The organism is Pseudomonas sp. GW823-FHT05G12, assembly GCF_058795575.1.
The window spans coordinates 3,339,282-3,360,169 of record NZ_CM179501.1 but is presented as its reverse complement, the minus strand read 5'-3'; the positions used below and the strand labels follow the sequence as shown (position 1 = coordinate 3,360,169).

The window sequence follows — 20,888 nt, the reverse complement described above, 5'->3', positions numbered from 1 at the left end:
CACCTGCAGGCGGCGTAAATTGAGTTCTCCTCAGGGTTGCTCTTGCCCCTGACGCAAACGGGTACTGACCAGCGCCGCACATACCAGCAACGCGGCAATGATCCACAACCCGTTGCGGGTGCTGCCGGTGGTCTGCTCGATCAAGCCCATCACCGACGGCCCGACGAAACCGCCAAACAGACCGCAAGTGGTGACAAAGGCCAGGCCCGCCGCCAACGCACTGCCGCTCAGTCGGCTGGAGGGAAAGACGAAGATGATCGACTGCACCACGAACAGCATCAGCGCGGTCAGGGAAAACCCGAGCAGGCCGATGAACGAGTTGGCCAGCGATGCCAGCAGCAATCCGGCCGCCATGGTCAGCAGGCCAAGGAACAACAGGGTGCGGCAGCGGCGCGGCGAGGTGGCCAGGCGTGGGAAGGTAGCTGCGCCAATGGCTGCTGCAATCCACGGCACCGCTGTCAGCAGGCCGACCTGGAAGGGCGAAAGCGCAGCGTAGGTGCCGATAATGCCCGGCAGGAAGAAAATCACCGTGTAGATGGTGATCTGGTGCACGAAGTAGACCACGATCGCCAGCCAGATCTGCCGGTCGCGGAACATCTGCCCCAGCTTGCTCTGCTGCGGTGCGGCGGCCTGCTCTGCGGCCAGGCGGCGCTCGATGTCCTGGGCGTCGGCAGCCGTCAGCCAAGGCGCCGAGGCCGGACCGTCCGGCAGCTTCTTCCACACCACATAGGCCAAGGCTACGGCGGGCAGGCCTTCGAGCACGAACAACCATTGCCAGCCATGCCAGCCCAGTACACCGTCCAGCTCCAGCAGGGCACCGCCCAGCGGGCCGCTAAGGATGTTGGCCAGGCACACACCCAGCAGGAAGTACCCCGTGGCACGGGCGCGTTGTTCGCGGTCGAACCAGTAGGTCAGGTACAGCATTACCCCGGGGAACAGGCCAGCTTCGGCTACCCCCAGCAACAGGCGCATGATGTAGAACGAGGTTTCACCCTGAACGAAGGCCATGCCCGCCGAGAGCAAACCCCAGGTAATCATGATACGGGTGATCCAGAAGCGCGCGCCCACCCGGTGCATGATCAGGTTGCTGGGCACTTCGGCCAAGGCATAGGTGAGGAAGAACAAGCCCGCGCCCAGGCCATAGGCGGCTGCCGAAAGGCCCAGGTCGATGCCCATGCTGGCTTTCGCCAGGGCGATGTTGGTGCGGTCAAGAAAGCTCATCACGTAGACGACGATGAGCAGTGGCATCAATTTGCGTAGCAGCAGGCCGTTCAAGCGCTGCTCATGGGTGGTGGCAGGGGCGCAAGCCGCTGCGCGGGTGAGGGTTGTCATTGTTTTTTTCCCCGTGAAAAGTGCTGGTGGTGTGCCGCGCAGCAGCGGCACACCCAGGTCTGTGGGTCAGGAACGGTTGATGTCGAGCCACACGGCGCCGTTGGGGTACTGGTAACGTTCCAGGGTCTCAGCGTGCATCTCAATGCTGTAGCCAGGGCGTTGTGGCGGCATGTAGCGCCCGCGATGGATCACCACCGGGTCGATGAAGTGCTCGTGCAGGTGGTCGACGTACTCCAGCACCCGGTTGTGCAGCGAGGCAGAAACCGCGATGTAGTCGAAAAGCGCGATGTTCTGCACATATTCGCACAGCCCGACGCCACCGCCGTGCGGGCAGACCGGCACGTCGTACTTGGCGGCCATCAGCAGCACGATCAGGACCTCGTTAAGGCCACCCAGGCGGGCTGCGTCCAGCTGGCAGAAGTCCAGTGCACCGGCCTGGAACATCTGCTTGAACATCACCCGGTTGTGGCAATGCTCACCGGTGGCGACACCGATTGGCGCAATGCGCTGGCGAATGGTGGCGTGGCCAAGAATGTCATCGGGGCTGGTCGGTTCTTCGATCCAAAGCGGTTCGAATGCGGCCAGGCGGCGCATGTTGGCCACCGACTCTTCGACGCCCCACACTTGGTTGGCATCCATCATCAGGGTGCGTTCCCAGCCGATTTCGTCGCGCAGGATGCTGGCGCGGCGGATGTCTTCTTCCAGGTCGGCCCCGATCTTCTGTTTGATGTGGGTCCAGCCGTCTGCCACGGCCTCGCGGGCCAGTTTGCGCATCTTCTCTTCGCTGTAGCCCAGCCAGCCCGGGGCAGTGGTGTACCCGGGGTAGCCTTCACGCAGCATGTGTGCCTCGCGCTCGGCTTTGCCCGGCGCCTGGCGGCGCAGCAGGGCGATGGCCTCTTCGGGGGTGAGCACGTCGGTGACGTAGCTGAAGTCCAGGCAGCGCACCAGCTGCTCCGGCGTCATGTCGGCCAGCAGTTTCCACACGGGCTTGCCTTCGTGCTTGGCCCAGAGGTCCCACACTGCGTTGATGATGGCGGCGGTGGCCAGGTGGATCACGCCCTTTTCCGGGCCCAGCCAGCGCAACTGGCTGTCGCTGACGGTAAAGCGATGCCAGAAAGCGCCCATGTCGGCGCTGATTTCTTCGAGCGTAAGGCCGACGATCAAGGGGGCCAGCGACTGCACCGCTGCCGCGCATATCTCGTTGCCACGGCCGATGGTGAAGGTCAGGCCGTGGCCCTCGAGGGCGGCAGCGTCGGTGTGCAGCACCACGTAAGCCGCCGAATAGTCGGGGGCACTGTTCATGGCGTCGGAGCCATCCAGCGACAGCGAAGTGGGGAAACGGATATCGCGAACGCTCAGGTGGGTAATGCGTATGCTCATGGTCGACTCTTGTTCTGTTCAGGCACAGGGAGAGCTGACTGTAGGTTGTCGAGCGATACAGGCATAATCGCCAAATCTTAATCAGTGATACCGGATTCGATATGTCTCGCTTGCCACCTGACAAGGCCCAGGCGCCTGCCAGCCTCGGTGCCTTGAAGATTTCCAGCCGTCAGATCACGTTGCTCAATGCGCTGGGCGAATTCGGCAACCTGCGCCGCGCCGCCGCCGCGATGCACACCACGCAACCGGCCGCCAGCCTGTTGCTACAGCAGCTCGAGGAGCGCCTGGGGGTACGTCTGTTCGAGCGCCTGCCCCGGGGGATGCAAGCGACGCTGTATGGCGAGGTGATGATTCGCTATGCGCAAAACGCATTGCATGAGTTCGATCATGCCCAGGCGCAAATCGCCGAACTGGCGCGCGGAGCGTTGGGCCTGGTGCGGGTGGGCAGCGTCATGGGCCCGGTACCGGGCGTGCTGACCAGGGCGGTGCTGGCCTACAAGCGCGACCAGCCCAAGGTACGTATCTCGCTGGAAGTGGGCACCAGCGATACCTTGCTGCCGGCCTTGCTACGCGGTGATTTCGATATGGTGGTGGGGCGCCTGCCGGACCAGAGTGACAGCCAGGAACTGAATATCGAGCTGTTCGACGGCGGTGAGCAGATGCGTGTGATTGCTCGCGCAGGTCATCCCTTGGCGACAGCCACAGGGCTGCAACTGGCCGACCTGGTGAGCTTGACGTGGATCTTGCACCCCATCGGCAGCCCGATGCGCCGTCGCGTCGAAAGCGCATTGCAGGCCGGCGGCATGGTGCAGTCGCTGGATATCGTCGAAACCGCGTCGATCCTGGCGACCACTGCCATGCTCGAAGCGTCCGAAATGATTGCGGTGGTGCCCAATGACGTGGCCCAGCATTATGCCCGCTATGGCATGGTCGCCGTCCTGCCGGTGGAGTTGCCACTGGCGATGGCCAACCTTGGTGTGCTCACCCTGCGTTCGCGGCCCAACTCGGTTGCCCTTGATACCTTGCTGCGCTACCTGCGGGCACAATAACTTTCACCTGCATGAGGCCCTGCGTCTATGCCGCCGGACATGACCCATTCCAGTTTTTGCAACTGGATCCGCTACAAGCACCTGGTGTTGATCGACACCCTGGCGCGCACGCGCAACATGCACGCCACCGCCACGCGCATGAACCTCAGCCAGCCGGCGCTCAGCAAAATGCTGCGTGACCTTGAGGAGCAGTTCGGCTTTGCCCTGTTCGAGCGCCTGCCTCGCAGCATGCCGCCCACCGAACTGGGTGAATACGTGGTGCGGTACGCCCAGGGTGCCCTGGCCGAGTCGCAACAGTTCGTCGATCAGGTCAACCGCCTGCGCAACGGCGGGCACGGTTTCATCCGCGTTGGCGGTATCTTTGCCGCGACCGCATTGGTATTGCCGCAGGCCATCGCCGCCATCAAGGCGCGAAGCCCGTTACTGTCGATTGAAGTGGTGGAGCATTCCAGCGATCACCTGCTGACCATGCTCGAGCAGAACAAGCTGGACATCATGATTGGCCGCTTCACCGAGGAACGCTTCGGTCAGCTGTTCGACTTCCAGCCGCTGGAGCCTGAACCCTTCAGCCTGGTGGTGAACAGCGAGCACCCGCTCAACCAGCTCGACAACACACCGCTTGAAGCGCTAGGCGATTGGCCGTGGGTGCTTTATCCGGTAGGTACGCCCATCCGCAACCGCCTGGAGCAGGCGTTCCGGGTGGCCGGAATCGCCACGCCTGCCGACTGCGTGGAGACCATCTCCATGCCGATGTTCCTGCAGTTGCTGCAATCGGCACCGATGATTGCCATGCTGCCGCGCTCAATGGTGGCCGCGCAGTTGGCCAGCGGGCAGTTCAAGGAGCTGCGCAGCCCTTTGCAGGTGCCCGCGCTGGAGTATGGTGTGGTCACCCGCAAGGATGAACCGCTGAGCGCCTCCGCCAGGGCGTTTGTCGAGATTCTGCTGGAGGGCGCGCAGCGCCGGCGGCAATCCCCGGCAGATGCTGCGTTCTGCCCCTAGTGGGGTGTTTCACAAATAACGACCATAACTCGCGGCGCTTTTTGCGCTCATGCGGCGTTGTCGCTCCTCGCCGTAGCTGGGCTACGACTCGTCGCGACGCCTTGCCTGAACGCAAAAATCGCTCGCGAGTTATTGGCCGTATTTGCAAAACACCACACTAGCCGATTGAAGATAACGCACCGAAATACCCTTGCGATAACTTCAGGTTATCGCTCGATCGGATCATCTCATTGGGAATGCGGCACCAGGCTTCTTACAGTGGCTACAGCCATAACAAGAAGTCAGCCGCTCCGCCCTGAGAGGTCCCATGCAACTGATTGCCAAATCCGGTGACCCCGCCGTCATCCGTCTCAACCCTTTGGACAACGTCGTCATTGCCCGCCAGGCCCTGCTGCCAGGCGTGCGCCTGGATGCCGAGGCGATTACCGTGCGCCAGCCCATCCCTTCAGGCCACAAGCTCGCCACCGAGCCTGTGGCGCAGGGCCAGCCGTTGCGCCGTTACGGGCAGATCATCGGGTTTGCTTCCCAGGCGATTGACGCTGGCGACCATGTGCATGTGCACAACGTGCAGATGGGCGATTTTGCCCGCGACTATGCGTTTGGTGTCGATACCCGCAGCCTGCCAGGCAGCGCCGCGCAATTCCAGGGCATCGTGCGCGCCGATGGCCGTGTCGCCACCCGCAACTACATCGGCATTCTCACCTCGGTGAACTGTTCGGCGACCGTGGCCCGGGCCGTGGCCGACCATTTCCGCCGTGACATTCACCCCGAGGTGCTGGCCGACTACCCGAATATCGACGGTGTGGTCGCCCTGACCCACGGTGCCGGCTGCGCAGTCGACCCGAGCGGTGAAGCCCTGGGCCTGTTGCGCCGCACCCTGGCCGGTTACGCCGTCCACCCCAACTTCGCTGCCGTGCTGATCATCGGTCTTGGCTGCGAAACCAACCAGATCGAAACCCTGCTGGAAACCCAGGGCCTGCAGGCGAGTGCGCAACTACGCGCCTTCACCATCCAAGGGATCGGGGGCACCTCGAAAACCATCGCTGCCGGTATCGCTCAGGTCAAGGCGCTGTTGGCCGAGGCCAATCAGGTACGGCGCCAGCCGGTCAGTGCCCGCCACCTGGTGGTCGGCCTGCAGTGCGGCGGCTCAGATGGCTATTCGGGGATCACCGCCAACCCGGCACTGGGCAATGCCGTTGACCGCCTGGTGGCCGCCGGTGGTACCGCCATTCTCTCCGAAACCCCGGAAATCTATGGTGCCGAGCACTTGCTCACGCGCCGCGCGGTAAGCCGTGAGGTGGGGGAGAAGCTGGTGGCGCGCATTCGCTGGTGGGAAGACTACTGCCAGCGTATGAACGCCGAATTGAACAACAACCCCTCGGCCGGCAACAAGGCAGGGGGGCTGACCACTATCCTCGAGAAATCCCTGGGCGCAGTGGCCAAGGCAGGCTCCAGCAACCTGGTCGATGTGTATCAGTACGCGCAAGCCGTGCGAGCCCAGGGCCTGGTGTTCATGGACACCCCCGGCTACGACCCGGTCTCGGCCACCGGTCAGGTGGCCGGCGGGGCCAACCTGATCGCCTTCACCACCGGCCGCGGCTCGGCCTACGGCTGTGCCCCGGCGCCATCGATCAAGCTGGCAACCAACAACCGGGTGTTCGAGCACCAGCAAGAGGACATGGACGTCAATTGCGGCGGCATCGCCGATGGCTCCACCAGCATCGAGGAGCGCGGCGCATTCATCTTCGAGCAGATGCTGCGCATTGCCTCCGGGGAACGCAGCAAGAGCGAACAGCACGGCTACGGGCAAAACGAGTTCGTCCCGTGGCAGATCGGCGCCGTGACCTGATCGACCGCTCCCGTCCCATTTGCGAGGCAACTGCAATGATTCAAACCACGCTGTACAACGTGCAAGCGCTTACCACGTTTGTCGAGCAACTGTTCATGAAAGCCGGAGCCGACGTGGACGTCGCCCAGGTGGTGACCCGTGTGCTGCTCGAAGGCGAACTGCTCGGCCACCGTACCCATGGCCTCAACCTGGTCAGCCGCTACATCGACGGCATGCTCAGCGGCCAGGTCAAGGCCAGCGCGCAGGCGCTGGAACAGGTCGCCGACAGTGGTATTTCCAGCCTGTTCGACGGCCACTACGTGTTGGGGCCCTATTGCGTCAGCCGGGCACTGGATTGCGCGGCCGCGGGCGCGACCAAGCAGGGCATCGGTATTGCGGTAGTACGCCGCGCTGCCCATATCGGCTGCCTGGCCGCCTACCTCAAGCCATACACAGACCAAGGGTTGCTGGCCATGGTCTACTCGTCGGATCCGTCGGTGGGGCTGGTCTGTGCTCATGGCGGCATCGACCCGGTGTACACCCCCAACCCGATTGCTGCCGGTATCCCGACCCAGGGTGAGCCGATCCTGCTGGATGTCAGTATGTCCACCGTCACCCTTGGCCTGGTCGGCCAATGCCGCGATGCCGGCCGACGTCTGCCGCACCCGGTGCTGGTGAGCAATGACGGGCAGCTCAGCGATGACCCGGGCGATTTCTTTACCCGCCCGCAAGGCAGCATCCTGCCGCTCGGCGGCCAGGCCTTTGGCCATAAAGGGTTTGCCCTTGCGCTGTTGGTCGAAGCCCTCACCTCGGGGCTGGCCGGCCATGGGCGCAAGGATGCACCGGACCAGTGGGGCGCCTCGGCCACTGCGCTGGTGATTGACCCGCGCATGTTCGGCGGCCTGGAGGCGTTCCTCGACGAAACCAGCTTCCTGGGGGGATTGGTTCTGGCAAGCCGCCCGCTCGACCCCGAACGCCCGGTACGCCTGCCGGGGCAAGCAGGCCTTGCCCTGCGTCGACAGGCCTTGGAGCAGGGCGTGAGCCTTTCGCCGCAGCTGATAGCCGACCTTGAGCGCGTGGCTGGGCAGTTGCAACTGCCGGGACTTTTCCAATGATGCAAAGCAAGGGAACACAGATGACTGATCGAACGAACGCCAATCAACCGCTGCCACTGAGCCATGATGCCAGCGTTTTCGACCGCGGCAGCTGGGTAGGGCGCGTCTGGTTGCCGGAGCAGGGGCCGGCGGTGGTGCTGGTGAAAGCCGGCGCCGTCTACGATATCAGCACCCACGTGGCGACCGTCTCGGCACTGCTGGAAGTGGCCGATCCGGTGGCCTACCTGCGTGCCTTGCCGCTGGCCGAACCCTTGATTGCACTGCCGGCATTGCTGGGCAACAGCGATCCCGCACGGCGCACCCCGCACCAGCCGTGGCTGCTGGCGCCGATCGACCTGCAAGCGGTGAAGGCCGCTGGTGTGACCTTCGCCACCAGCCTGCTGGAGCGTGTGGTGGAAGAACAGGCTAAGGGCGACCCGGCCAAGGCCGACGCCATCCGTGACACCCTGGCCAGCCGCATCGGCGCCGACCTGTCGCAGATCGTGCCCGGTTCGGCCCAGGCCGAAGCGCTGCGCAAGGTGCTGGTAGAGCAGGGCCTGTGGTCGCAGTACCTGGAGGTGGGTATCGGCCCGGATGCCGAAGTGTTCACCAAGGCCCAACCGCTGTCCGCGGTTGGCCACGGCGCAGACATCGGCATCCACCCCAAGTCCAGCTGGAACAACCCAGAGCCGGAAGTGGTGCTGGCCGTGTCGAGCAATGGCAGCATCAAGGGCGCCATGCTCGGCAACGACGTCAACCTGCGCGACTTCGAAGGGCGTAGTGCGTTGCTGCTGTCCAAGGCCAAGGACAACAACGCTTCCACTGCACTGGGCCCGCTGCTGCGGCTATTTGACGAAAGCTTCGGCCTGGACGATGTGCGTGCTGCCGAGGTGGACCTGCGGGTGGAAGGCGAGGACGGCTTTGTCCTGTCCGGGCGCAGCTCCATGCGCCAGATCAGCCGTGACCCGCAAGACCTGGTGCAGCAAACCCTCAACGAAAACCACCAGTACCCTGACGGCCTGGTGCTGTTCCTCGGTACCCTGTTCGCCCCCAAGCAGGACCGCGATCAGCCGGGTAACGGCTTTACCCACAAACCGGGTGACGTGGTGAGCATCAGCAACCCGCAACTGGGTACCCTGTGCAACCGCGTGACCACCAGCGATCTGGCACCGCAGTGGGACTTCGGCCTGCGCGCGTTGATCGACAACCTCGGCCGACGTGGCCTGCTGGAGGTCGCGGCCACCGCCCGCCCGCTTTGAACGGCTCGCTGCGTCAGGGAGGGGCGCAGCATCATCGAGGGATCGTCAAGGCGCTGACAGCGCGGCAACAATAATAATAAAGGTCATCACATGAACCCAATGAAGAAGTACCAGCGCATTACCGTCGTGTTCCTGCTGCTGATCGGCATCGTCAACTACCTGGACCGTAGTGCGCTGTCGATCGCCAACACCTCCATCCAGAAAGACATGATGATCAGCCCGTCGCAGATGGGCATCCTGTTGTCGGCGTTTTCCATTGCCTATGCCTTTGCCCAGTTGCCAATGGGCATGATCATTGACCGCCTGGGCAGCAAGATCGCCCTCGGCGCCTCGTTGCTGGGTTGGTCGGTTGCCCAGGCGGCGTTTGGCATGGTCAACAGTTTTGCCGGTTTCATGGGCCTGCGGGTGTTGCTGGGGATTGGCGAGGCGCCGATGTTCCCATCGGCGGCCAAAGCATTGTCGGAGTGGTTCGACGCCAACGAGCGCGGCACCCCGACCGGCGTGGTCTGGTCGTCGACCTGTCTTGGCCCCTGCCTGGCGCCGCCGTTGCTGACGCTGTTCATGGTCAACTTTGGCTGGCGCGGTATGTTCATCATTACCGGCGTGATCGGCGTGGTGCTGGCGCTGTGCTGGCTGACCTTCTACAAGAGCAAGGCCCGTTTTCTGGCAGAGCTTGCCGCCGAAGGCAAACCGCTGCCGAGTGAGCGCCAGGCTGCGGCCGCCACGGCAACCGCGCCGAAGGCTTCGTACTTTGCCGGCTGGCTTGATCTGTTCAAGCACCGCAGTACCTGGGGCGCGGTGTTGGGTTTCATGGGGGTGATCTACATGCTCTGGCTGCACCTGACCTGGCTGCCGGGCTACTTCGAGCGCGAGCATGGCCTGGACCTGTACAAGACCGCCTGGGTGGTGTCGCTGGCGTATGGCTTCGGTGCGGCGGGGACCATCGTTGCCGGGCGCTTCTGTGACTGGCTGGTAAGGCGTGGCATGAGCGTGCTGGGCAGCCGCAAGTTCAGTGTCATCACTGGCCTGGTGCTGGCAGCGCTGTTCACCTTGCCACTGTCGTTCGTCACCGGCCTGACGGGGTGCATCATGCTGCTTTGCCTGGCGCTGTTCAGCATCAATATGGCCAGTGCCACCGCCTGGATGATCGTCAACACCATTGTCGACAGCCAGCGCGTGGCTTCGTTTGGCTCGATCCAGAACTTCGGCGGTTACATCGCAGGCTCGGTGGCACCGATCGCGACGGGCTTCAGCATCCAGTACTCGGGCTCGTTCACCACAGCGTTCATGATCAGCGCGGTGGTGGCGCTGTGCTCGGCGGTGGCGTACTTCCTGCTGCTACAGGCACCCATTGGCAGTGCCAAGGTCGAGGCGGGCGGGATGGCTGGCGCAACTGAACAGGCGTGAACGCTACGGGGGCTGCAATGCAGCCCCTGAAGTATTGGTGGATCGTCAGGCGACCCGCGGCGCTTGTCAGGGATGGGTATCTGTATGTATAAACAGTGCCTGTTGCCGCAACCTGACCTCCGCCCGTGATCGCCCATTCCGTCGACGACCCGTTCTACTACCTGCATAACTTCCGGCAGGTCGTGCTGTGGGTCGAACAGCGCTACCAGGACCTGCTCGATGACCAGGAACTGGCCTTCATCCGTACCTTCAGTCAACTGCAAGCGCCAGCCCAGGCCTTGATGGTGCGCATGGTGATGCGCAAAGGCGAGTTGTTTCGCAGCGATCGGCTCGACTACGCCGAAATCGGCGATACTGCGCTGGCGCTGCAGCCGTTGCTCGCCCTCGGCTGGGTACGGGAGCCCGAGCAACTGGACCTTGAACAGCTGTTCGCGTTGCTGCGCAAGGAAGAACTGGCCCGCTGCTTCGCCCGGCAACTGAGCCGCCCGCGCGCGGCCAAGCATGAGTTGTTGGCACAGCTGCAACCCCTGGCGCTGGCAGCCCGGTCACTGGTCGAGTGGTTTCCTGACAGCGAGGTGCGCATCCTGCAGTGGTGCCTGCAACCTCTGTGCGACCGCATGCGCCTGCTGTTCTTCGGCAACCTGTACCAGGACTGGTCAGACTTCGTCCTCGCCGACCTGGGCGTGCTGCGTTACGAGCAGGTGCCGTTCAGCCCTGATTCGCGTGCCTTGCAGCAACGTGTCGATGTCGACCTGGCCATGGCCCTGCACCAGTGCGCCGAGCGCCTGGAGCAGGGCGGCGACCCCCTGCCGATCCTTGCCACCCTGCAGGGCCTGCACAGCAGCAACCCCTGGCTGGCCCGGCGCCATGCGCGGCTGCAGTTCGCCGTGGGCCAACAATGCGAACGCCTGGGTGAATGGGACCTGGCCACGGCTGTGTATGCGCAGTGCAACCATCCCCAGGCGCGCATTCGCCAGGTGAGGGTGCTGGAGCGCAGCGAACAGTGGCACCAGGCCCATGCACGGGCGTTGCAACTGGCAGCGGCACCTGCCAACGCGCTGGAGGAGCAGGCGCTGCAGCGCATGCTGCCACGCCTGGCGCGCAAACTCGGCGGCCCGCCACAGCGGCGCCAGCGCACCACGCCGCTGGAACTGATCGAGCTCGAACTGCCCCGTGGGCACGCTGCGCTGGGTGTTGAAGAAGCCGTGCGTCAGCACCTGATGCAAGAGGGGGGGCAGGCGCATTACGTGGAGAACACGCTGTTCAACAGCCTGTTTGGCCTGTTGTGCTGGGAGGCCATCTTCGCTCCAGTGCCCGGCGCATTCTTCAACCCGTTCCAGGCCGCGCCACAGGACCTGCACGACAGCGACTTCCAGCAACGGCGCAGTGCACTGTTCGAACGCTGCCTCGGGCGGCTCGACGAGGGTAGCCATCGCCAGGCGATTCTCGACTGCTACGTGGCCAAACAGGGGCTGCAGTCGCCGTTCGTGTCCTGGTCCATGCTCAGCGAGGAACTGCTGGAACAGGCCTTGGCGTGCCTGCCGGCCGCGGCGCTCAAGCAATGTTTCCTGCGCCTGTTGCAGGACATTCGCAGCAACCGTGCCGGCATGCCCGACCTGATTCAGTTCTGGCCCGAGCAGGGCCGTTATCGCATGGTCGAGGTCAAGGGGCCCGGTGACCGCCTGCAGGACAATCAGCTGCGCTGGCTGGAGTTCTGCAGGCAACACGGCCTGCCGGTCGCGGTGTGCCACGTGCGCTGGAGCGAAACACCTTGAGCTACAGCGTAGCGGTGCGCGCCTTGTGTGAGTTCAGCGCCAAGGTCGGCGACCTGGACCTGCGCTTCACGCCATCGCCCACCGCCCAGGAGGGTATCGAAGGGCATCAGCGGGTGGTCGCACGGCGGGCTGCTGGCTACGAGTCGGAAATCGCCCTTGAAGGCCAGTTCGAAACCCTCAGGGTGCGGGGCCGTGCCGACGGCTATGACCCTGCCAGCAATCGTCTGGAAGAGATCAAGACGCACCGTGGCGATCTGGCGCGTCAACCGGCCAATCACCGTCAGTTGCACTGGGCACAGGCCAAGGTCTATGGCTGGTTGATGTGCCAGGCACGACAACTGCCGGCCATCGAGGTGGCGCTGGTGTACCTCGACGTGGACAGCGACGGCCAGACGCTGTTCACTGAGCACTGTTCGGCTGCCGAGTTGCAGGCCTTCTTCGAAACCCAGTGCCAGCGCTTTCTGGGCTGGGCTCGATGGCAGCAACGACGCTTGGCCGAACGTGACCAAGGCCTGCTGGCGCTGAGTTTCCCCTACCCACAGTTCCGAAAGGGCCAGCGGCAGTTGGCTGAAACCTTGTACAAGGCGGTGAGCACCGGTCGTTGCCTGATGGCCCAGGCCAGCACCGGCATTGGCAAAACCCTTGGTACCTTGTTCCCGCTGCTCAAGGCCATGGTGCCGCAGCAGCTGGACAAGCTGTTTTTTCTCACCGCCAAGACACCAGGCCGGGCACTCGCCCTGGATGCCATGCGCCAGATCACCGATGCCACGCCGCAACCTGCCCTGCGCACACTGGAGCTGATCGCTCGCGACAAAGCCTGTGAATACCCGGACAAGGCCTGTCATGGTGAGTCCTGCCCATTGGCCGCAGGCTTCTACGACCGTTTGCCGGCTGCGCGCGAGGCTGCGGCAGCACTGCCGTTGCTCGACCGCGCCAACCTGCGTGAAGTGGCCTTGGCGCACCAGGTGTGCCCGTACTACCTGGGCCAGGAGATGGCGCGCTGGGCCGACGTGCTGGTCGCCGACTACAACTACTACTTCGATGCGCATGCTTTGCTGTTCGGCCTGACCCAGCTCAATCAGTGGCGAGTGGCAGTACTGGTGGATGAAGCGCATAACCTGGTCGAGCGTGGGCGCGGCATGTACAGCGCCAGCCTTGACCAGGGCCAGCTGCTGGCGTTGCGCCAGAGCAAACCGCCTGGGCTGGTCAGTGCGCTGGACCGCCTGAACAGGCAGTGGAACGCCCTGTATAAAGAGCAGCGTGCGCCGTACCAAGCCAGTGAGTCGCTGCCTGAAGGCCTGCTGCGCGCCCTGCAGCAGTGCGTCGGGCTGATTCAGGAGCAGATGAACCAGACGCCCACGCACATCGATCCCCAGGTGTTGCAGTTCTACTATCAGGCCTTGCAGTTCAGCCGGGTTGCCGAGCTGTTCGACGAGCACTTTCTGTTCGACATCAGCCAGCGCCAGGGCCCGCGCAAGCGGCGGCTGGCCACGCTGTGCCTGCGCAATGTCACCCCGGCACGGCTGCTGGCACCGCGCATGCAGGCGGCGCGCAGTGTGACGCTGTTTTCCGCCACGTTGAGCCCACGGCATTTCTACAGCGACCTGCTGGGCATGCCAGCCGATACTGCCTGGCTGGACGTGGCCGCGCCGTTCAGTGCCGAACAGCTGGAAGTGCGCATTGCCAGCCAGGTATCCACCCGTTACCAGCAGCGCCAAGCCTCCCTGGCGCCGATCGTTGACCTGATTGCCCGGCAGTATGAGCGCATGCCGGGTAACTACCTGGCGTTCTTCAGCAGCTTTGAATACCTGCAACAGGTGGCAGGGCTGTTGGCCGAGCAGCATGGGCAGATTCCGCTGTGGTCACAGGAGCCGGGCATGGACGAGGCGGCCCGCCAGGCATTTCTCGATCGCTTTGTCGCCGATGGCCGAGGTGTGGGCTTTGCCGTATTGGGCGGCGCTTTCGGCGAAGGGGTGGATTTGCCCGGCACGCGGCTGATTGGTGCGTTTGTCGCTACCCTGGGGCTGCCTCAGGTCAACCCGGTCAACGAGCAGTTCAAACAGCGCCTGGGGCGGCAATTTGGAGCGGGTTTCGATTACGCATATCTCTACCCGGGCGTGTGCAAGGTGATCCAGGCGGCGGGCCGGGTTATTCGGGGTGACCAGGACCGTGGTGTACTGGTGCTGATTGACGAACGCTTCGCCGAGCCCCGGGTGCAGCAGATGTTTCCAGGGTGGTGGGCGGCGGCTATTGTCTAGCGGTACTTTGGCCGCTGGTGATCAGCCGTAATCAGGCAAAAAGTATTTATGCAGGTCTCATCAGCATTTGTGGGGGGCGCTTTGGGGCCCTGTCGCGACACAAGGCCGCGCCTGGCTGTGTTGACCGGGCATTTCGTCTGCCCGGGGCTGCGGCAGGACCGGCAGGTTCGTTCAGTAGGCATCAATTGGGGTAAGATCACGATCCGTGCCAGTTGCAAAGCCCTTGAATACCAAGGTGATGGCACTTCTCAGGGTCCGAATGACACGCGCGTGTTGCGGTCATTCGGACTGGCTTGGCTGTCGTTTTGACTTGCTTCAGGGTTTGCCTGGTTCAGTGCCGGCTGACGCTTCGCTACAGGATTCACGTTTTGTCCGACCTCTCGAAAAATCCGCTGCTGCAGTACATGGCCCGTCTGGCCCCATCCAGCCAGCAAACCATGCGCTACATTCTTCAGGACGCCGCCGACCGGCTAGGTTTTGTCGACTGCAACATTGTCGATGTGCCTTGGCATCGGCTCGAGCCGGGCCATGTGATTGCACTGGTGGCTGCCCTGCGTGCCGATGGTTACGCGCCCAACAGCTCGTCGCTGTACGTCAACGCGATTCGCGGGGTGATGAACGAGGCCTGGCGTCAGGGCCTGATCGACCACGAGCAGCTGTTGCGTATTCGCGAGGTCAAGCCAGCCACAGGCTCGCGCCTGCCGCCAGGGCGCAACCTGCGCCGCAGCCTGATCCGCGAACTGATGGATGTGTGCGCTGCCGACCCGCGGCCACAGGGGGTGCGTGATGCGGCGATCATTGCCTTGCTGTACGGTACCGGCATGCGCAAGTCGGAGTCGGTCGACATCGACCTTGACCAGGTCGACTTCGAGGCACGCAGCCTGCAGGTGGTGGGCAAGGGCAATCACCAGCTGGTCAAGTACGCACCGCCGTGGGCGTTCGAGAAGCTGCAGGCCTGGCTTGAACTGCGCCGCCAGGACCTGCCTGCCGGGGCGGAAGATGACCCGTTCCTGTTCAACCGCATCCGTCGCGGCAATCACATTACCCGGGCACGCATTACCAAGCATGCGATCTACTACATAGCCCGCCAGCGCGGCGCGCAGGTGGGGGTGAAGATCATGCCGCACGATTTTCGCCGGGCATTCATTACCCGGGTGATCGAAGAGCACGACCTGTCGATTGCGCAGAAGCTGGCGCACCATGCCAATATCCAGACCACGGCCATCTATGACCGGCGTGATGACAACGAGCGTCGGCGTGCCGTGGACCGCTTCGATTACTGAGGCTTGATATTGTGGGGCTCAACGCAGCCCCATTTTCACGTATGCCGGCACCGAAACAGGGCCGACACACGCCCCTGCTTTGTGCGCCATTCCCCCGCATGCCCGATGCCAGAGCGGGCACTGCACAGGTTTCATCATCGTTCACCTGCGAAGTTGGCCCGCAACCTGCTATATCCAGCCTGCGAATTTGATCGAGTGGTCAGGCCGTGCGCGCTAGCAGGCGCCCGCGCCGGACCCTCTAAACGGCCAGCAGGCCACGGATTTCAGGGGCCGCAGGATGTCGCTCGCGGAGCAGATCGAACAACAGCAAGACGATGCGGGCTGGAGTGCTCACCTGCAGTTGCGCTTTGTCCAGCGTGACGGCGTGACCCGCCTTGGTGCGTGGAAGCATTTCGGACCTCTTTTGGTGCAGCGGCCTTTCTATCCTGAAGGTGCGCCGTGCCATGTCTATGTCCTGCACCCGCCAGGCGGCATCGTCGCCGGCGACCGCCTGGAACTGGACATTCACCTGGAACCGGGTAGCCACGCGCTGCTGACCATGCCCGGCGCCAGCAAGTTCTACCGCAGCATCGGCCCGACCGCGCGGTTGGCCCAACGCTTCCATCTGGCCGCGGGCAGCACCCTGGAGTGGCTGCCGCAGGACAGCATCTTCTTCTCCGGCGCCCGGGCCAGCCTCGCCAGCCGTTTTACCCTTGAACCGGGCGCCCGCCTGCTGGCCTGGGAAACCCTGTGCCTGGGCCGGCCGGTCATGCACGAGCGTTTCGACCACGGCGCCCTCGACAGCCTCTTGCACATCGAACTGCCTGACGAGGTTGGCCTGCATGAGCGCCTGCGTCTCGCAGGCGGGCACCTGGGCAAGCTGGGTGGGCACCCGCTACTCGCCACCTTCTGCGCCGCACCTGCCAATCAGGCCGTGTTGGAGCAGGTTCGCCCGCTACTCGATGAATTGGGCAACCCGGCCGGTGCGACCCTGCTCGGGTCGTTGCTGGTGATCCGGGTGCTCGACCATGACAACCAACACCTGCAACGCACCCTGCAACGCCTGTGGCATGTGCTGCGCCCGGCCATCCTCGGCCTGCCAGCCTGCCCACCGCGTATCTGGGCTACCTGAGAGAGCACCATGGAGCTTACCCCGAGAGAGAAAGACAAACTGCTGCTGTTCACTGCCGCGCTGCTGGCGGAGCGGCGGCTGGCCCGTGGCCTGAAGCTCAACTACCCGGAGGCCGTGGCGCTGATCAGTGCCGCGGTGCTCGAAGGCGCCCGCGATGGCCGCACAGTCGCCGAACTGATGAGCCTGGGGCGTGAAGTGCTGACCCGTGAGCAGGTGATGCCCGGTATCGCTGAAATGCTTCACGACGTGCAGGTCGAAGCGACCTTCCCGGATGGCACCAAGTTGGTGACCGTGCATGACCCCATCGTCTGAAACCGCCAAGGAGCGTCGCATGATCCCAGGTGAAATCCAGGTCGCCGCGGGCGACATCGAGTTGAACAGTGGCCGAGAAACGGTCAGCGTCAGTGTGGCCAACCATGGCGACCGGCCGGTGCAGGTCGGCTCGCACTACCACTTCTATGAAGTCAACGACGCGCTGGTGTTCGACCGGGCGCCCACCCTGGGCTTTCGCCTGGACATCCCGGCCGGCACTGCCGTGCGCTTCGAGCCGGGTCAGGCGCGTACCGTGCAACTGGTGGCTTACGCCGGCAAGCGTGAGGTCTATGGTTTTCAGGGCAAGGTGATGGGCGCGCTGGAGGGCAGGGCATGAGCCGTATTTCCCGTCAGGCCTATGCCGACATGTTCGGGCCCACAGTTGGCGACCGCGTGCGCCTGGCCGACACTGCGCTATGGGTGGAGGTCGAGAAAGACTTCACGATCTACGGCGAAGAGGTGAAGTTCGGCGGCGGCAAGGTCATTCGCGATGGCATGGGGCAGGGCCAGATGCTGGCGGCCGAGGCCATGGACCTGGTGTTGACCAATGCGCTGATCATCGACCACTGGGGCATCGTCAAGGCCGACATCGGCATCAAGCATGGACGCATCGCGGTGATCGGCAAGGCCGGCAACCCCGATGTGCAGCCGGGCGTGAACGTGCCAGTCGGGCCAGGGACCGAGGTGATCGCGGCCGAGGGCAAGATCGTCACCGCCGGTGGTGTCGATTCGCATATCCACTTCATTTGCCCACAGCAGGTGGACGAGGCATTGAACAGCGGTGTCACCACGTTCATCGGCGGTGGAACCGGGCCGGCCACTGGCACCAATGCCACCACCTGCACGCCCGGCCCCTGGTACCTTGCGCGCATGTTGCAGGCTGCCGACAGCTTGCCGATCAACATCGGGCTGCTGGGCAAGGGCAATGCCTCGCGGCCGGACGCGCTGCGCGAGCAGATTGCCGCAGGCGCTGTCGGGCTCAAGCTGCATGAAGACTGGGGCTCTACGCCAGCAGCCATCGACTGTTGCCTGGGCGTGGCCGAGGAAATGGATATCCAGGTGGCAATTCACACCGACACCCTCAACGAGTCGGGCTGTATCGAAGACACGTTGGCGGCCATCGGCGACCGCACCATTCACACCTTCCATACCGAAGGTGCCGGTGGCGGCCATGCCCCGGACATCATCCGTGCGGCGGGCCAGGCCAACGTGCTGCCATCCTCGACCAACCCGACCCTGCCTTACACGATCAACACCGTGGACGAGCACCTGGACATGCTCATGGTCTGTCACCACCTGGACCCGAGCATCGCCGAGGACGTGGCCTTCGCCGAGTCACGCATTCGCCGCGAAACCATCGCTGCCGAGGATATCCTCCACGACATGGGCGCCTTTGCCATGACCTCGTCCGACTCCCAGGCCATGGGCCGGGTTGGCGAGGTGGTGCTGCGCACCTGGCAGGTGGCGCACCAGATGAAGCTGCGTCGCGGGCCGCTGGCACCGGACACCCCATACAGCGACAACTTCCGGGTCAAGCGCTACATCGCCAAGTACACCATCAACCCGGCACTCACCCATGGCATCGGTCACGAAGTGGGCTCGGTGGAGGTCGGCAAGCTGGCCGACCTGGTGCTGTGGTCGCCAGCGTTCTTTGCGGTCAAGCCGGCCCTGGTGCTCAAGGGCGGGATGATCGTCACCGCGCCCATGGGCGACATCAACGGCTCCATACCCACCCCCCAGCCTGTGCACTATCGGCCGATGTTCGGCGCGCTGGGTGCGGCGCGGCATGCCACACGCATGACATTCCTGCCCCAGGCGGCAATGGACCGCGGGCTGGCCGAGGAGCTGAACCTGCGCAGCCTGATTGGCGTGGTCAACGGCTGTCGGCGGGTACGCAAGCCGGACATGGTCCACAACACCCTGCAGCCGCTGATCGAAGTCGATGCGCAGACCTATCAGGTGCGTGCCGATGGCGAACTGCTGGTCTGCGAACCGGCCAGCGAACTGCCGCTGGCCCAGCGCTATTTCCTGTTCTGAGGAGCACAAATGATTGTCTTGAGCCGCCGTATCTCCGAACCCGGCACGCGGGTTGTCAGTGGCACTGTCACCCTCGACGTGGACAGCCGTATCAAGAGCCGCCTGCGAGTAACCCTGGACGATGGCCGCGAAGCCGGGCTGATGCTGGAGCGCGGCCACCTGCTGCGCGGAGGTGAACTGCTGGCCGATGCCGAGGGCACCCAGCTGATCCGCGTGCTGGCGGCGCCCGAGGCGGTGTCGACGGTGCGCTGTGCCGATCCACATCTATTGGCCCGCGCCGCCTACCACCTGGGTAACCGCCATGTACCGCTGCAGATCGAGCCCGGGCTGTTGCGCTTCCAGCACGACCATGTGCTGGACGACATGCTGCGGGGGCTGGGCCTGACGGTAGAGGCCGAACAGGCCCCGTTCGAGCCTGAAGCGGGCGCTTACCAAAGTGCACCGCATGGCCACAGCCACAGTCATGCCCATGGCCATGGCCACGATCACCCGTTCGTACGCCTGCCTGCCCATTCCTGAACTGCCCTGGAGCAACCGATGAAAAAGACTTTCGCCCTGTTTCTGTTGATGCTGGCACTGCCAGCCTTCGCCCATCCAGGCCATGACAGCAACCCGCTGCAGGACGGCCTGCTGCACCCGCTGACCGGGCTCGATCACCTGCTGATGCTGCTGGGCACCGGCGTGCTCGCCGCGTTGACCCGGCGCAACCTGACGTTGCCTCTGGCGACTCTGGCGGCCATGTTCGGTGGCGCTGTGTGCGGTCACCTGTTCGGCGATGTGCTGGGCATGGAAACCCTGATTGCCGTGTCGCTGCTGGTGGCTGCCGGGGCGGTGCTGCTGCCGAGCCGCCAGTTGCTGCTGGCCATGGCCATGCCGGTGTTCGCCCTGTTCCATGGCTGGGCCCATGGCGTAGAAGCCACCCCGAGCGCTTTCTGGCAATTCAGCGCAGGGTTTGTCGCGGTCAGCGGCTTGCTGCTGGCCGCGGGCTTTGCAGTCGGTTGCCTGCTGCGCCGTCACAGCGGCCTGCAGAAGGCCTTTGGCGGTGGCCTGTTGGCCGGCGCCGCGCTGGTACTGGCCGGTTGATGAACAGCGACCTGGCGCTGCTGCGCCTGCTGCAGTTGGCCAGCCCCGGCTTGCCGGTGGGTGGTTTTACCTATTCGCAAGGCCTGGAGTGGGCGGTCGAGGCCGGCTGGGTTCGGGGCGTGGACAGTTTTGTCGGTTGGCAGCGTGAGCAGGTGCACGACACCCTAGCCTGCCTCGACTGGCCGGTGCTGGCGCGTCTGTACCATGCTTGCCAGGCTGAAGACGCCGAAGTGTTCGGCCACTGGAGCCGGTTCTTGCTGGCCAACCGCGAAACCGCCGAGCTGCGCCTGGAAGAACAGCAGCGCGGCGCAGCGCTGGCGCGGTTGCTCGACGGCTGGCAACTGGGCCAGGCACCGGCCTGGCGCGCCAGCCTTGAGCTGACCCAGTTGGGCGGTATGGCCTGGCTGGCTGCACACTGGGCCATCCCGCTGCGCCAGCTGGCATTGGGCCATGGCTTTGCCTGGCTGGAGGGCGCGGTCATGGCCGGGGTCAAGCTGGTGCCGTTCGGCCAGCAGGCTGCCCAGACCTTGCTACGCGACCTTGGCGCCGACTTGCCCGCTGCACTGGACCAGGCGCTAGCCCTGGGCGATGACCAGCTCGGCGGCGGCCTGCCGCTGCTGGCCATCGCTTCATCGCGTCACGAAACCCAATACACCCGTTTGTTCCGTTCCTGAGGACTGC

General features: G+C 64.2%; 18 protein-coding genes. 16 read left to right on the top strand and 2 right to left on the bottom strand.

Going from position 1 to position 20,888, the window contains the following annotated elements:
• Positions 1–30 precede the first annotated feature (30 nt).
• Both AC3RCM_RS15300 and AC3RCM_RS15295 read right to left on the bottom strand, forming a co-directional pair.
• Positions 31–1,332 (bottom strand): MFS transporter, encoded by a 1,302-nt coding sequence (locus AC3RCM_RS15300; RefSeq protein WP_104887499.1) that lies wholly within the window; start codon positions 1,330–1,332, stop codon positions 31–33.
• A gap of 66 nt (positions 1,333–1,398) precedes the next feature.
• Positions 1,399–2,712 carry an L-fuconate dehydratase gene (locus AC3RCM_RS15295; RefSeq protein WP_049586184.1) on the bottom strand — a complete coding sequence of 438 codons (1,314 nt, stop codon included), beginning with the start codon at positions 2,710–2,712 and terminating at the stop codon, positions 1,399–1,401.
• A 101-nt stretch (positions 2,713–2,813) separates the two neighbouring features.
• Here AC3RCM_RS15295 and AC3RCM_RS15290 point away from each other — a divergent pair, with 101 nt between their 5' ends.
• From AC3RCM_RS15290 to AC3RCM_RS15215, 16 genes are all read left to right on the top strand, one after another.
• Positions 2,814–3,761, top strand: coding sequence for a LysR family transcriptional regulator (locus AC3RCM_RS15290; RefSeq protein ID WP_457252036.1), 948 nt, complete (start codon positions 2,814–2,816; stop codon positions 3,759–3,761).
• A gap of 27 nt (positions 3,762–3,788) precedes the next feature.
• Entirely contained in the window at positions 3,789–4,760 is a 972-nt protein-coding gene (locus AC3RCM_RS15285; protein ID WP_064493098.1) for a LysR family transcriptional regulator, read from the top strand.
• A 307-nt stretch (positions 4,761–5,067) separates the two neighbouring features.
• The gene (locus tag AC3RCM_RS15280) at positions 5,068–6,609 is read left to right on the top strand and encodes a UxaA family hydrolase (protein WP_409320299.1); all 1,542 of its coding nucleotides are present in this window, start codon (positions 5,068–5,070) and stop codon (positions 6,607–6,609) included.
• A gap of 35 nt (positions 6,610–6,644) precedes the next feature.
• Entirely contained in the window at positions 6,645–7,703 is a 1,059-nt protein-coding gene (locus tag AC3RCM_RS15275; protein ID WP_336094869.1) for an Ldh family oxidoreductase, read from the top strand.
• A 20-nt stretch (positions 7,704–7,723) separates the two neighbouring features.
• Positions 7,724–8,941 (top strand): fumarylacetoacetate hydrolase family protein, encoded by a 1,218-nt coding sequence (locus AC3RCM_RS15270; protein ID WP_409320298.1) that lies wholly within the window; start codon positions 7,724–7,726, stop codon positions 8,939–8,941.
• A gap of 99 nt (positions 8,942–9,040) precedes the next feature.
• Positions 9,041–10,348: an MFS transporter gene (locus AC3RCM_RS15265; protein ID WP_232968798.1), complete on the top strand. Its 1,308-nt coding sequence runs from the start codon at positions 9,041–9,043 to the stop codon at positions 10,346–10,348.
• Between the two features lie 125 nt (positions 10,349–10,473).
• Positions 10,474–12,123 (top strand): VRR-NUC domain-containing protein, encoded by a 1,650-nt coding sequence (locus tag AC3RCM_RS15260; protein WP_409320297.1) that lies wholly within the window; start codon positions 10,474–10,476, stop codon positions 12,121–12,123.
• On the top strand, positions 12,120–14,381 hold the full coding sequence (locus tag AC3RCM_RS15255) for an ATP-dependent DNA helicase (RefSeq protein ID WP_266022426.1): 2,262 nt from the start codon (positions 12,120–12,122) through the stop codon (positions 14,379–14,381). Before AC3RCM_RS15260 ends, AC3RCM_RS15255 begins: the two co-directional genes overlap by 4 nt.
• Before the next feature lie 368 nt (positions 14,382–14,749).
• Positions 14,750–15,664: a site-specific integrase gene (locus tag AC3RCM_RS15250; protein ID WP_004576552.1), complete on the top strand. Its 915-nt coding sequence runs from the start codon at positions 14,750–14,752 to the stop codon at positions 15,662–15,664.
• A gap of 277 nt (positions 15,665–15,941) precedes the next feature.
• A complete protein-coding gene (locus AC3RCM_RS15245; RefSeq protein WP_492628996.1) occupies positions 15,942–16,775 on the top strand; it encodes an urease accessory protein UreD in 834 nt (277 codons plus the stop codon).
• Positions 16,776–16,784: 9 nt separating this feature from the next.
• On the top strand, positions 16,785–17,087 hold the full coding sequence (locus tag AC3RCM_RS15240; protein WP_003253929.1) for an urease subunit gamma: 303 nt from the start codon (positions 16,785–16,787) through the stop codon (positions 17,085–17,087).
• A 19-nt stretch (positions 17,088–17,106) separates the two neighbouring features.
• Positions 17,107–17,424 carry an urease subunit beta gene (locus tag AC3RCM_RS15235; RefSeq protein ID WP_010953752.1) on the top strand — a complete coding sequence of 106 codons (318 nt, stop codon included), beginning with the start codon at positions 17,107–17,109 and terminating at the stop codon, positions 17,422–17,424.
• Positions 17,421–19,124 (top strand): urease subunit alpha, encoded by a 1,704-nt coding sequence (ureC, locus tag AC3RCM_RS15230; RefSeq protein WP_014591285.1) that lies wholly within the window; start codon positions 17,421–17,423, stop codon positions 19,122–19,124. Before AC3RCM_RS15235 ends, ureC begins: the two co-directional genes overlap by 4 nt.
• A 9-nt stretch (positions 19,125–19,133) precedes the next feature.
• A complete protein-coding gene (gene ureE, locus AC3RCM_RS15225; RefSeq protein ID WP_064493090.1) occupies positions 19,134–19,643 on the top strand; it encodes an urease accessory protein UreE in 510 nt (169 codons plus the stop codon).
• 18 nt (positions 19,644–19,661) lie between these two features.
• Positions 19,662–20,207 carry a HupE/UreJ family protein gene (locus AC3RCM_RS15220; RefSeq protein ID WP_064493089.1) on the top strand — a complete coding sequence of 182 codons (546 nt, stop codon included), beginning with the start codon at positions 19,662–19,664 and terminating at the stop codon, positions 20,205–20,207.
• A complete protein-coding gene (locus AC3RCM_RS15215; RefSeq protein WP_492628995.1) occupies positions 20,207–20,881 on the top strand; it encodes an urease accessory protein UreF in 675 nt (224 codons plus the stop codon). Before AC3RCM_RS15220 ends, AC3RCM_RS15215 begins: the two co-directional genes overlap by 1 nt.
• Positions 20,882–20,888: the final 7 nt, after the last annotated feature.